Source organism: Rheinheimera sp. (assembly GCF_030824435.1).
GTDB lineage: Bacteria > Pseudomonadota > Gammaproteobacteria > Enterobacterales > Alteromonadaceae > Pararheinheimera.
Genome location: NZ_JAVBXS010000105.1, coordinates 36,459 through 50,081, shown reverse-complemented (window position 1 = coordinate 50,081; position 13,623 = coordinate 36,459). Strand labels below are relative to the sequence as shown.

The following is a 13,623-nucleotide window of genomic DNA, read 5'->3' as shown; positions in this document are numbered from 1 at the left end:
CATATCACTTTATTTCATATAAATAGCGCGGGATACTTAAAACTGCAGAACCGCAGATGAACAAAAGCTTTGCTGGTTATTTCCGGCATTCTCAGCAAATCAAAGCACAGCGTACTCAGGAGCAAATAATGACTTTAGGTGTAGGCGGAAAAACAGCAGCAGAGGCGCTGGCGACTTTATCTGATATGACAGCAGGGGTCAGCCCTATTGGCAAAGATGAACATCTGGCCCGTATTCAAAAAGCCACCAAGCTGATGCAACAACAAGGTATTGCTGCCATTTATTTAAATGCCGGCACCAGCTTAAAGTATTTTACCGGCACCGCCTGGTATGCCAGTGAACGGTTGGTCGGCGCTTTATTAACGGCACAAGGTGAGCTGCATTATCTGGCACCTGTGTTTGAGCTTGGCACTTTAACAGACTACTGGCTGATTGAAGGTGAGTTGCATGGCTGGCAGGAAGATGAAAGCCCTTATGCGTTATTTATCCGTGTGTTGCGTGAGCTTGGTATTGCAGAGACTGATAAAGTGGGCCTGGATGAAAACACCGCATTTTTTATTGCCGATGGCTTAAAACAACAGGCACCGGCACAGCAGTTTATCAATGCCAGCTGCATCACGGCTGCCTGTCGTCAGCAAAAATCGGCCGCTGAACTTGCGTTAATGCAACGCGCCATGGACATGACGCTGGCTGTGCATCAGGCCACTGCCAGTATGTTGTATGAAGGTATCGACACCCGTGAAGTAGAAGCTTTTATTGCCCAGGCGCATAAAAAAGTAGGGGCCAGCGGCTCTTATTTTGTCATAGTGCTGTTTGGTGTGGCGTCCAGTTTCCCGCATGGGGTTAAAGAGCCACAACAGCTGAAAAAAGGGGATGTGGTGCTGATTGATACCGGCTGTAAATTGCATGAGTATATTTCCGACATTACCCGTACCTATGTGTTTGGTGAAGCCAATGAGCGCCAGCGTCATTTCTGGCAACTGGAAAAACAGGCACAAGCCGCTGCTTTTGCCAAAGCGCAGTTGGGCACCGCCTGTGGTGCTGTAGATGACGCAGCCAGGGCAGTGCTCACTGCCGCCGGCCTTGGTCCTGATTATCAGCTGCCAGGTCTGCCACACCGCACCGGTCATGGCATAGGCCTTGATATTCACGAATGGCCTTATCTGGTGCGCGGTAATCAGCAACCGTTATTGCCAGGCATGTGTTTTAGTAACGAGCCGATGATTTGTGTGCCTGGTGAATTTGGGATTCGTTTAGAAGACCACTTTTATATGACAGAGGAGGGCCCACGCTGGTTTACTGAACCTGCTTATAGCATTGACGATCCTTTTGGTTTAAATCGGGTTTAAAAAAACGGTTTAAAACAAAAACGGTTTGGTATCTCATGCCGGTTGCTCATACAACCGGCATTATTTTGTTGGCTTTAAACATTTTCCCCCAGCGTCTTGCCGCTTGTTGGCAGCGCCGGATACGACATTTCCCTTGCTTGTTGCCCAAAAGCCCCGATAATAACCGCCGTCTTAGTTTGCAAGTGGAGTCAACATGGATTGGTGGTTGTTATTACAGGCTTTTATTCTGGGTATTGTTGAAGGCTTGACCGAGTTTTTACCTGTTTCCAGTACCGGGCATTTGATAGTTGTCGGCGACCTGATTGGTTTTCACAATGACGGCCGGGTGTTTGAAATTGCCATCCAGTTTGGCGCCATTCTGGCCATTGTATTTGAATACCGGCAGCGCTTTTTAAGTGTCGCCACCGGCATGTTTTCCGACAGCAAAGCACAAAAGTTTATCCTGAACTTGTTTATTGCCTTTTTACCGGCCGCCATTATTGGTTTGTTGTTTATTAAAACCATCAAACTGTATTTATTTAACCCTGTGACAGTGGCTGTGATGCTGGTGCTGGGTGGTTTGATTATTTTGTGGGCTGAACGCCGTCAGCATCAAACCCGGGTGTTGGACGTTGACGACATCAGCTGGAAAGACGCGTTAAAAATTGGTTGTGCCCAGGTGGTGTCTATGGTGCCAGGCACCTCACGTTCTGGCGCCACTATTATTGGCGGTTTATTTATTGGTCTGGATCGTAAAGTTGCTGCTGAATTTTCGTTTTTCCTGGCCGTGCCGACCATGTTTGCCGCCACCTTCTACGATTTATTTAAACACCGTGATTTATTAGGCGCTGCCGATATCCCTATGTTTGCCGTGGGTTTTGTGACAGCTTTTGTTGCGGCTTTACTGGCGGTCCGTACTCTGGTGAAGTTTGTCGGTAATCACAGTTATGAAATTTTCGCCTGGTATCGTATTGCTTTTGGTGGTTTTATTCTGCTGAGCTGGCAACTGGGCTGGATTGACTGGGCAACAGCAGCGTTTTAAGGCCGCCGCTAAGAACCATCACCCAGTGTGATGGTGTTAAATAGACATAAAAAAACCGAAGCCTGGCTTCGGTTTTTTTATGTACAGGATGCACGGTACACCGGCGATGCAAGAGCAATAAGCCGGCGATACGCTTGCGGCGACTAACGCAGTGTATCGTGCAGCTTTTGCCACATCAGCTGGTTTTTGGCTTTTAACGCAGCTGATTTTTCCGCCAGCAGTGGCTGAATATCATTTTTATTGGCCAGCAGCTGGGTGATTTTTTGCGTCAGCGTCACTGCCGATAAGGCTTCAATACAATAATCTGCCATACCAAAGTCATCCATCATGGCGTGATATTTGTGGCTCCAGCTGGTGGCAATACAAGGCACATTCTGGCTTAGCGCATTAATGGCACCATGAAAACGCGAACTGACACAAAGTTCGGCTTTGCCAATCAGGGCTTTGACCGCCAGTGGATCTTCTATGGTGATGATCTGGCAAGGCGTTAACTTAGCTATTTCCGCACAAAGCGCCGCGTCTTCTTTGCCTTCATGATTCACCAGCACCACTTCAAGGCCAAGTTCGGTCAGCTGATTACCGGCAGCGGCAAAAGCCTCAACATAACGGGTGCGTTCTGCTTCAGCATTGGCATGGTTAAATTTGGAAATGACTTTATTGTTCGGAATAAGGGCAGCAAAAGGGCCGTCAAATTCTGGCAGGGCGGTGCGGCTGATACCTTTTAAGCCAACGGTAAAGTCGGGTGTTAATATCACATGGGCTGGCAGTTCAGCCACACAAGACTGTAAATGGCCCAAAGACACCGGGTCACGCACAAACATCAGTTTGGCGTGCTGAATAATATCCCGCATCGCTGCTTTGCTTTCGTCCGATTTAAAAGGGCCAAAAGCTTGTGGCATAAAGATAAAAGCTTTGCCTGCCTCACCAAAACGTTTCACTTCACGGGCGGTATTTTGCAAAAACAGCAAAGGCCATTGGTCACCATAAGCAAAACCAGAGGCTTCTAAAATCACGTCTACTTCTTTTTCCGTGACAATGCCATAACGTCTTAAGGTGTTCAGCATAAAGTTGGGCATTTTGCCAAACCAGGGCGTGAAGTCGAGGCCTTTGCGGCGCAAAGACAACTTTTGCCAGGCGCCAAGCATGGCACGTTCGCGATAGGGTAAATTGGGGCCAGGGGATAACACCAGCTCAAAAGGCCGGCCCAGTTGCTCTAAGCCCTGCAGGCAACCTAACAACATCAGGTAGGCGCCTTTGTTGCGAAACTGCACCCCTTTAATTTCAACTTTTAATGCTTTTTGGTCAGACATAACTGAGTAATCCGGCTGCGGTTTTTTTCTCGGAATGTGGGATCAAAGCATTCGGATCTGGATATCCGACAGCAATCAGCATCACCACGCGTTCAAATGGCTGTAGTTTCAGAAGTTTGGCTATTTTAATTTCGTAATTTTCAATATCAGGCCAGTTAATGGAGCATGACGCCAGCCCCATGGTTTCCAGCGCCAGCATCAACTGCATATTCGCAAGGCTGGCGTCGATATAAATCACATGGCGGTCGCGCTCAAATGGGTAAGCACTTAAATCACCAACCACAGCAAGTACGGCAGGCAAGGCTTCTGCATAACCGACGGTGCCCATCGGCAGGCTGGCAAGTTTACGTAAAGTTTCGCCCTGGGTGGCAGCTACATAACGAAATGGCTGGCGATTACAGGCACTGGGCGCTTGGGCCGCAGCTGCAACGGCTTGCTCCAGTATTTCTGGCTCTACCGCTTTTGGTAAAAAAGTACGCACCGAGCAGCGCTGCTGACAGAGTTTATAAAATTCGGCATAACTGATTGCTGCTCTTGGCCTTTGTTGATAAGGCGCAGGAGCGGCAGCAGCCTGATGTTGTTGTTTGTTCAAAAGTGGCCGGATCCGGCTTGCTTGCTCTGCAAAAAGCTGTGGCTGGCTGGCGCCTTCAGGCCACTTTGTCACGGCAAAATAACTGTCGAGCACATCATGGGCATAATTAAGTAACACCAAATCCAGCTGATGGGTTGGTTCACTGAGCATATTGCCAAAAGCATTTAAAGTTTCGTCAATATAATCAAGGGCAAACAACGATTTACGAGGCACCATCGACAGGCCTTTTTCCAGGCGGTGAATATTACGGCGGATAATCACAGTGGCGATGGTGGAGCTTTCTTCATGCAAGCGGTAATGCTGGCGGCCTGCTGCTGTTGCATGCATCTCACGGCGAAAATGCGGGTTAAAAAACGCATAATAAATACCGGCAAATTTGCGGTTCTTCGCGGCATAAGGCAACAACCATAAATCCAGCCTGGCATAAAGCCGACGCAGCAGTTTTTTTATCACAACTAAGACTCCGGTTTGACGGGTGGTTGTGGCGCCACCGCTTTAACTTTTAACAATTGCCAAAAATGCGCTCTGGTTTTACCTGAGCAGAATAAAAAGAAAAATGACGCATAAGCATAAGAAATCAGTGTGGCCCATGCCGCACCTTCGATGCCATAAATAGGAATAAGCCACAGATTTAACAGCACATTTAGAATGGCGCCCACGCCGTGACTGAGCAGGCTTAAAGGTTCGTTGCCGGTAATAATTAAATGCTGGCTAATCAGTGCTCTGACAAAAATAAAACAACCGGCCCACACATGAATTTGCAGCACTGTGGCAGAAGGCACAAATTTTTCGCCATAAGCCAGCCACATAATCCATTTAGCGCCCAAAGTCATAAAGATGGCAATGCCAAAGGCCATCAGAAAAAACTGCACACTACGTTTTTTCAGAATGCACAAATAGCTTTCCCAGTTTTTGTTGTAGGCTTTCAGCAAATCCGGATAATAACGCGCCGCTAAAGTTACAGGAATGACATACCAAAGCTCTGATAACCGCGCCACCGCTGTATATTGACCAGTGGCGGCAATACCAATCATTTGTTCAATCATAATGGTGTCGATTTTCAGGTAAATCACTGACACCACACCGGACAACCAAAGCCAGCTGGAGCGTTTTAATAATTCTTTACTACTTTGCCAGCTGAAATACTTCAGGCTCAGGCCGGGTTCTTGGGGGGCATAACGACGGTGCCAATAATATTGCAAAGCACCAGTCAGCAAAAACTCAATACCAACCACCAACAACAGCGTATCAACATTGGCGCCAAAAATAAGCGCAACAACCCGGGCTGTTAAGGTCAGAATTGACACCACCACTTTGGAAAGGGCAACAGCGCGAAAATGACCACGATAGTTCTGGTCATATTCACAAAGCATCATGGCACTGAAACTCTGCAGGATAAAAAGCGCGCTGATAGCGGCAGGGCCTATGGCAAAATAATGTGGATAAAAAACGGCAAAACCCAGGATCATCAGCACTGCAAAAAACAAACCGGCTATCAGTCTGAGCCAAAGGGCACTTTGTAAAATGGTTCTGGCTCTAAGCGGGTCAGTCTGGCTGCTGGCCATTTTCTGCACCAGATTGTTTAGTCCCATGCTGCTAAGCGGGGTTAAAAATGCCGCCCATACCATCACAACACCGTACACACCCAGCGCTTCATCGCCCAGCATTCTGGCCACCATAAAAGTGACCACAGCGCCAGCACCAAGACGGAAAAAACGCTCCATCAGCATAATGATGGCGCGCGCTTCCAGCAGTTTACGGATTGTTTTTAGCACGTTGTTTTGCTTTATAACGTTTGATAAAACGAGTGATACGCCAGATATATTGCAAAGACAGTGAATAAAGACTGAACATCAGCAAAAACAATAACAACATCACCAGGTCTGGCACCATCAGATATTCACCAACAATACCTATGGTGGCGAGCATACAAGACAGGCTGGTGATAATCACCAGCGCCTGACGGGAGGTTAAACCAAGGCGCAGGAAGATATGGTGTAAGTGTTCGCGGTCAGCCATAAAAGGCGACTGACCTTTGCGGATCCGGCGGATCATAATGGCCACCATGTCCATCAGCGGCACTGCAATCACCCAAAGCGCGGTGACAGGACGGAAGCTTGCGCTGTCGCTCTGACTGCCAATAATTAACAACCAGATGACCGACAGGCCAATCAGCATACTGCCGGCATCGCCCATAAAAATTTTGCCTTTACCTTTGCCAATTAAATCCAGGTTAAACAGCAAATAAGGAATAAGCGCAAACACCAGCACCATCGGCAGCACCGCATGTTCAAGCTGGCCGCCAATGCCCATCATCAGGGTTAACGACACAAAACTGACACCGCTGAGCATGCCCGCCAGACCGTCGATGCCATCAATCATATTAAAAGCGTTAATAGCGGCAATAACGGCTATTAAGGTAACCGGAATGCCGATATACCCCAGAGTGACTGAACCTAAACTAAATAAATTGCCTAAATCGGCCAGATACAAACCCAGGCCATAAATCATCACGGCGCCAATCAGCAGCTGGGCACACAGGCGCAGTTTGACACTTAAATCGAGGAAATCGTCAAACACACCCAGCAACACTATGCTGCCGCCGCAAAGCAGATAATACCAATGGCTGTCTTGGGGCAGGCCAAAAATAGCCAGAGTGGCGGCCACACCGGTAAAAATTGAAATACCGCCAATCAGCGGAATAGCACCAACATGTTGTTTGCGGCCATGGGGTTTATCAACCAGCCCAATTTTGTTGGCAACAGGAATAAGGATAAAAATGGCAATTAAGGTCAGGATAAAAGTGGTTGAAAACAACACAAAGTGTTCGCGCATAAAGGATCCGCTAAATAAATCAAACTAATTATTGTTATAAAACAAAGGCGATTATAGGTGATGTTATGGGCAGTTACTATCGGCCGCAACAGAAAGCTTGATAAACTGCTGTTTTGTTGTGCAGTCAACATCTTGTGATAGGCACAGAGAGTTATTATCGCGGCCAGATGCTGACAAAGCGGCTTATTTTTCCGCTTGCTGGTTGTTGCCTGATGAAGTTCCAAAGTATGATCCAGCCTCTTTGGCAGAAACAGGATGTCACGTGAGTCAGCAAAACACTAAAAAAGTATTGATAGTGACCAATATGGGGCCAAAAGCCTCTGCGCCTTTTCAGGGACAATTTGTCAAAAATCAGGTTGATGCTTTAGCCGCTATCAATCCCGCTTATTGTTATATGCGCTGGCACAACGACAGTCTGCTGAATAAATTGCTGAAATATCCGGTGCTTTGGCTGCAGTTTGTCTGGAATTTTGTGTTTTGCCGCACCCGCTACGACATTATCCATGTGCATTATTTTTACCCCACCATTTGGTTGGCACTCACGTATCGCTGGCTGAGAAACCCGAAAGTGAAAATTGTGGTGACCTGCCACGGCAGTGATATCTATTTATACAAACCCGAACCCAAACTTTATAAGTTTGCAGCCGCTCAGGTGCAGCATTTTATTTTTACCAGTGAACAACTCAGGCAGAAGTTTTTCTGCACGCCGCCTTCTGCCGAAGTGCTGCCGGCTGGTATTCATCCGGTGTTTGCAGAAGCAACACAAAAAAACATCACAGATAAACCGATAGATATTCTTTATGTCGGCACGCTGGATTTAAACAAAGGCATGGACAGGTTGTTGGCCTTATTACCCAAACTCAGTCAATATCAGATTGCTGTTGTTGGGCAGGGGCCTTATCGTGGTGCTTTGCAGCAGGCCGCCAGTCAGTATACCAATCTCAGACTTTGTCAGCCGGCCGGCCCTTTGGAACTGAAACAATATTTTGAAAACAGTAAGTGTTTTATCAGCTTGTCGCGTAACGAATCTTTTGGTCTGGTGATGACCGAAGCTATGGCTTGTTATACCCCTGTGGTTGCCACCCAAACCGATGGTTCGCTGGCACAAACTCAACATGGCCACAGCGGTTTTTGTCTGTCACAACAAAACGAAGTGCAGTTGCTGGAGCAGTTGAGTCATACAATTCAGCAGTTATTAAGTTTGCCGGCGGCAGAGTACCGGCAATTACAGCTGGTCGGACGAGAAAAGGCAGAACAATATCTGGTCACCCAGGTGGCGGAGAAGTTACAACAGCTGTATCAGCGTTTATAACAGCTGCCGAAGCTGGGCTATGCTGTAAAGCGACTTTTGGCGCTTCACAATCAATGATTTAACGATTTATTAAAGCAGGTTTAAAAGATGGCGTTTCAACCGGTTGAGGTTTCTGTAGGTGGCATTAACGTGATGGCTTTTGCCAGTATGCAACAATTGGCCAGTTATATTATTCGCGATGATGGTACTGTGTTTGCGGGAGCTGCTATTGCGATAAACCCGGAAAAAGTGATGAAAGCTCAGCAAGATCCGCAGCTGAAGCAAATAATCAATAATGCCGAATTACGTTATGCCGACGGCATGGGCGTGGTCAAAGTGATGCAGAAAAAACTCGGCCAGACGATACAAAGGGTACCTGGCTGCGAAACCTGGGAAGCGCTGATGCACCGTGCAGCGGATAAAAAAGTGCCGGTATTTTTAGTCGGTGCCAAACCTGAAGTGTTGCAGGCAACCAAAACCAAACTGCAAGCTTTTGGTGTGCCTGTGGTTGGTGCCCAGGACGGTTATTTTAAAGATGAAGATGCACTGATTAATCAGCTGGTGCAAAGTGGTGCCAAAGTCATTACTGTGGCTATGGGCTCACCCAAACAAGAGCTTTTTATTGAAAAAGCGAAAAAAAGCTTGCCTGATGCTTATTTTATGGGGGTTGGCGGTACTTATGACGTTTTTACCGGCAACGTAAAAAGAGCACCTGAACTTTGGTGCAAACTGAATCTGGAATGGGCTTACCGCCTGGTTTTACAACCATCGCGGATCAAGCGGCAGTGGAACCTGGTGGAATACCTCTGGCTTTACCTGCGTGGCAAGCTGTAACAACACCACAGCAAGCAGATACACCGATTGTGATCAGTAAAACTATTATGACAAGAGACTGAAACTTTGGCCGAACATCAAATTGCCGGGCGTGATAATCAACCCCTTATCAGTGTGTATATGCCCACCTTTAACCGTAGTCAGATGCTGCAACGTGCAGTTGCATCTGTGCTGGCGCAGGATTATCCAAATTTTGAACTGCTGATTGTCGATGACTGTTCCAGTGACGACACCTGGGAAGTGCTGAATAAACTTTATGCTGAAAATAGCCGTATCCGGTTGTTCCGGCAGGACAAAGGGCAGGGCGCTTGCGCCGCCAGAAACCTGGCCATTAAAGCCGCTGCGGGTGATTTTGTCACCGGTATTGATGATGATGATGAATTTTTACCCCATCGTTTGTCCAGCATGATGGCCAGTTATGACGATCAATATTCCTGCATCTGCACCAGTTATTTCTGGGATTATGGGTCTGTGCGTAAGCAGCTGTATCCTGAGCAAAAAATAGTCCGTTTACCGGAGTTGCTTGATGCACATTGCCTGTCTAATCAGGCTTTGGTGCGTAAAAGCCGTATGCTGGCCCAAGGTGGTTTTGATGAGCAGCTGGCTGCGTTTCAGGATTACGACATGTGGCTGCGCATGGTGGCGGCTTATGGTCCGGCGCTGCGTTTGTCTGAAGCCACTTATGTGGTGCATGTGGGGCATGAACTGGGCCGTATCACTACTTCACCTAAAAGGTTAAATGCTCAGGCGCAATTCGTTGAAAAACACCGCGGCCTGATGAATGATCGCAACCTGCACAATCAGGCGTTTTATCGCCGTACTATGCAAAACCTGCCAATGTCGCTTGCCGAGTTATTGTCATCCTGCCGTTATGGTTTGGTTGAAAGCAAAATACGTTATTATTTTAAGCACAGGTTGGCCTGGGCTATCAGACTGCGTAAACAAATTTTAAATAAAGGCATTAAAGGGCTGTTTGGGCACAAATGAATTCATCATTATTTAGTCAGGAACAGGATCTGAGCAATCAGATGCTGGCCGTATTACAGCGTTTTAAGTTATGGATCCTGGTGGCGGCCGCAGCTGGCGCGCTTGCTGGCGTGGTATACAGCAAAACATTACCTAAATATGCCGAAGCTAAAGCAGGTTACACCCTGGCACAGCATAAAGTGCAGCAGCTGGCCGCTGTTTACGACAAGTTACCGGCGCAAACCTCGTTAATGCTTGGGGCGTTGGAAATTGACGAGTTGTCGCGTTTTACCTTGTTGTTTGAACATCCGCTGGTATGGCAGCAACTCTGGAGCAATGTTCAGTTATGTCAGGCTAAAGCTGAATTTTGTGCACAAAATGACAACACAAAACAACAACAGCTGACAGCCAAATGGCGCAGCAAGTTTCAGTATGACCACAAAAGAAGAGGCAATTTTCTGAGCGTCAAATGGCGTGCAACCAGTACTGCTGAGGCAGAATTATTGCTGACAGCCTTGATGCAAAGTGCCGAAGCTGAATATAAATCTCAGGCCATTGACCAATATCTGGCGCGTGAAGCCGACTTACAAATGGCACTGGCAAAAGCTCAGACAGTGGGCGAACGTTCTGAACTCAGCTTGCAACTGGATAAAGTGCAGGCCGAACTGAATGTGCTGAAGCATGGCAGCCAGTCGATTTTGCATGCAGTGCAACCATTATCGGCCAAAGAAGGTAAAAACAAACCCCTGCTGTTTATTGCCGTGGTTGCTGCGTTGTTGGCGGCACTTGGTGCTGCGTTGCTGGCATTGGTGTTTAGCCGCCGATGAATCAAACGACAACCCCAAGGTTGCCTCTGCTGGACCTGATTATTTTGCTGTTGGCAAAATGGTATTTGCTGGTTGATGCCGGTAACGGTGTGTTATTGAGTTTCAGCGGTCAAAGTGTGCCGCTGTCAGCTTTGTATAAATCAACTTTGTTGCTGCTGCTGCTTGCTGCGTTGCTGCGTGAGCAGGTGCGTGGTCTGTTATGGTTGATGGCATTGGTTTTATTGTTGTTGGCCGGGCCTTTTTACAGTCTGCTGCACAGTGGTAACAGCAGCGGTTTTGCTTATGACGCCGGTATGGTGTTAAAGCTGCTATCGCCTTTACTTGCTGCTTTATATTTTTTTCAGTTTTCAAAACGCTCCCCTGAGTTGGCAAAACAGGCGCTGCAACAGATATTTTTATTCAGTTTTGCCATTCTGGTACTGAATATGGCGTTGGGGCGGCTGGGTTTTGGTTTTAGCGCTTACCTGCCCAATGATTATCTGCCGGATTTAAATCTGGGTACCAAAGGTTATTTTAAAGCCACCAATGAGTTATCGGCTTTGTTGTTGGTTTTAACAGGTTATTTGCTGGCGTTGTACTGGCCTGTGGCCAAATTCAAGTTTGTGGTTGTGTTGGTGTTGAGTTTATTTGCGGCCAGTTCAATGCTGACCAAAACCGGCATGGCCGGGGTACTGCTATTGGCGTTTTTTATTCCCTTATTGCAGGAAAAAGACAGCTGGTGGCGTTATCGCAAACAACTGTTGTGGCTGCCAGTGTTGCTGATGAGTGCCGTACTGTTATTAACCTGGCAGTGGCCGGTGTTGCTGGCCAGCAGTGTAGGGCAGAAGTTACAACTGGTGTATCAACAACAGGGCTTGCTGGGGGTGTTGTTGTCGTCCCGTGATCAATACGCATTGGATAACTGGAACCTCAGCGCTGTTTATTTTAACGATTGGCACAGGTTATTGGGGATAGGGCATACCGGCCTTGAACTTTACAGCAGCAAAGCACTGGCTGAAATTGACCCTGTCGATTTGTTGCTTTGGTTTGGTATTGCGGGTTTTGGTTATTTTTTATGTTGGTTTGCCGTTATTCTGAAACAAAGCTGGTTGGGTTATCAGCAGCAACCACGTGGGCTGGCGGCTGGTGTGCTGGTGCTGAATATGGTGTTGTTGCTGGTGGCCACTATGGCAGGTCATACCCTGACGTCTGGCATGTTGTGGATCCCATGGGGCATGTTAAACGGTGCTGTCTGGTTATATAGCCAAAACAGGCAGGAGCAACAGCCATGATCCGCAGCGATTTTGCCCGCAAGATGATGAGTAACAGTGTGGCGCAAGGGCTGAATTTTGGCTCGCGCTGGTTATTAAATCTGGCGCTGGCGCGGCATTTGCTCGAAACCGAATTTGGTTTATTCAGTTTTGTTTATATGCTGGCCAATCTGTTTTTTCCAACCATTGCTTTTGGTGTCAATTTTTATCTTATCCATCATGCAGCACGGCAACGTAATATCGGCACTTTATTCAGCAGTTTAACCATCAGCTTGTTGGTTTTTGTGTTGCTTGCTGCCGGATTCTTTATTTACAGCCAGGCCGCAGACGACCCATTGCAATATTCGTTGTATTTGTTAAGTCTGGCCATAGGGTTGGTGTGGGCGCTGAATCAGGCCATTTTCAGTTACCTCAAAGGAGCGCAGCAGTTTGCTATTGAAGTGAAAAGTCAGCTGCTTGGCTCCTTCCTGATGTTGGTGCTGGTTGCTTTTGTCTGGTTTGGCGCGCTCGATGACACAGCGACTGTGTTAGGCTGGATTTTGTTGTTAAGTCTGGCGCCGTTATTGGTTGGAGTGAAGGTGGTGTGGCCGGAGTTTCGTCAGGCTGCTATAGCACCGGTGCAAATGTGGCGGCAACTGTGGCAGGGAAAAACCTGGCGCGACAGGCTCAGTTATGCCTGGCACGATGTGTTTGCCATTTATCTGACCAATATTCCATTTATCTTTCTGGCGATGTTCAGCACCCTGACGGCGCTTGGACAGTTCAGAAAAGCCTTTATTTTGTTTATGCCGGTGACTTTATTGCCTGTGGTGTTTTCGCAGGTGTTGTTGTCTAAACTCAGTGCCAAACCGCAACTTTCAGACAAAGTGGAGTTATTTAAACGTATTTTGTTATTCAGTTTGCCTTTGTTGTCATTGCCTTATCTGCTGCTGATGCTGTTGTATCCCTGGTTGTATCCCTGGTTGCTGAATGAACGCCTGACCCCTGACACCGATTTGGTGACTTTGCTGGTGGTTATTACTTTGTGGCTGACACTGGTGAAAACCTATTTTGAAGTCTGGATCACTGCAACGGGGCGCAGTGATTGGCGGGCAGCCAATGTCACTCTGGTGGCCTTGTTAAGTTCGCTGGCTTATTTGTGGATCAATCAGGACCTGGATTCGGTCACTGCGGCCTGGGTTTTTATGTTGTCGAATCTGACGGCTGTGATATTCCTGCAACTGCTGTGCTGGCGTTGTTATCGCAAGGATAAAAAAGCCACTGCAAAGGCGCAGCAAATAACTGAATAATCGCTAAAAACTGCTGTGGTGTTTGCAGTGTATTGTGCTTTTTCCAAATAAAAAAAGGA

General features: G+C 47.4%; 12 protein-coding genes. 8 read left to right on the top strand and 4 right to left on the bottom strand.

Annotated features, from left to right (window positions below):
* Positions 1-56: 56 nt before the first annotated feature.
* Both RCH83_RS17555 and RCH83_RS17550 read left to right on the top strand, forming a co-directional pair.
* Positions 57-1,349, top strand: a complete 1,293-nt coding sequence (locus RCH83_RS17555) for a Xaa-Pro peptidase family protein (RefSeq protein WP_306524163.1) — start codon at positions 57-59, stop codon at positions 1,347-1,349.
* A gap of 193 nt (positions 1,350-1,542) precedes the next feature.
* Entirely contained in the window at positions 1,543-2,370 is an 828-nt protein-coding gene (locus RCH83_RS17550) for an undecaprenyl-diphosphate phosphatase (RefSeq protein ID WP_306524162.1), read from the top strand.
* Positions 2,371-2,513: 143 nt separating this feature from the next.
* Here RCH83_RS17550 and RCH83_RS17545 read toward each other — a convergent pair whose 3' ends face one another.
* Genes RCH83_RS17545 through wecA form a run of 4 tightly spaced genes read right to left on the bottom strand, consistent with a single transcriptional unit; the run spans position 2,514 to position 7,107 of the window.
* Positions 2,514-3,680, bottom strand: coding sequence for a polysaccharide pyruvyl transferase family protein (locus RCH83_RS17545; RefSeq protein WP_306524160.1), 1,167 nt, complete (start codon positions 3,678-3,680; stop codon positions 2,514-2,516).
* Positions 3,673-4,725, bottom strand: a complete 1,053-nt coding sequence (locus RCH83_RS17540) for a nitroreductase family protein (protein WP_306524159.1) — start codon at positions 4,723-4,725, stop codon at positions 3,673-3,675. The genes RCH83_RS17545 and RCH83_RS17540 overlap by 8 nt, the downstream gene beginning before the upstream one ends.
* Before the next feature lie 2 nt (positions 4,726-4,727).
* Positions 4,728-6,047: a flippase gene (locus tag RCH83_RS17535; protein ID WP_306524158.1), complete on the bottom strand. Its 1,320-nt coding sequence runs from the start codon at positions 6,045-6,047 to the stop codon at positions 4,728-4,730.
* Complete coding sequence (wecA, locus tag RCH83_RS17530) at positions 6,028-7,107, bottom strand: UDP-N-acetylglucosamine--undecaprenyl-phosphate N-acetylglucosaminephosphotransferase (RefSeq protein ID WP_306524156.1); 1,080 nt, start codon at positions 7,105-7,107, stop codon at positions 6,028-6,030. Before wecA ends, RCH83_RS17535 begins: the two co-directional genes overlap by 20 nt.
* A gap of 262 nt (positions 7,108-7,369) precedes the next feature.
* Between wecA and RCH83_RS17525 the strand changes: the two genes are divergently transcribed.
* The 6 genes from RCH83_RS17525 (at position 7,370) to RCH83_RS17500 (ending at position 13,564) form a co-directional block, all read left to right on the top strand.
* Positions 7,370-8,419, top strand: a complete 1,050-nt coding sequence (locus RCH83_RS17525) for a glycosyltransferase family 4 protein (RefSeq protein ID WP_306524154.1) — start codon at positions 7,370-7,372, stop codon at positions 8,417-8,419.
* A gap of 87 nt (positions 8,420-8,506) precedes the next feature.
* Positions 8,507-9,232, top strand: coding sequence for a WecB/TagA/CpsF family glycosyltransferase (locus tag RCH83_RS17520; RefSeq protein WP_306524152.1), 726 nt, complete (start codon positions 8,507-8,509; stop codon positions 9,230-9,232).
* Positions 9,233-9,298: 66 nt separating this feature from the next.
* Positions 9,299-10,219, top strand: coding sequence for a glycosyltransferase (locus RCH83_RS17515; protein ID WP_306524150.1), 921 nt, complete (start codon positions 9,299-9,301; stop codon positions 10,217-10,219).
* On the top strand, positions 10,216-11,025 hold the full coding sequence (locus RCH83_RS17510) for a hypothetical protein (protein WP_306524148.1): 810 nt from the start codon (positions 10,216-10,218) through the stop codon (positions 11,023-11,025). The genes RCH83_RS17515 and RCH83_RS17510 overlap by 4 nt, the downstream gene beginning before the upstream one ends.
* On the top strand, positions 11,022-12,296 hold the full coding sequence (locus RCH83_RS17505) for an O-antigen ligase family protein (RefSeq protein ID WP_306524147.1): 1,275 nt from the start codon (positions 11,022-11,024) through the stop codon (positions 12,294-12,296). Before RCH83_RS17510 ends, RCH83_RS17505 begins: the two co-directional genes overlap by 4 nt.
* A complete protein-coding gene (locus RCH83_RS17500) occupies positions 12,293-13,564 on the top strand; it encodes a lipopolysaccharide biosynthesis protein (protein ID WP_306524145.1) in 1,272 nt (423 codons plus the stop codon). Before RCH83_RS17505 ends, RCH83_RS17500 begins: the two co-directional genes overlap by 4 nt.
* Positions 13,565-13,623 lie beyond the last annotated feature (59 nt).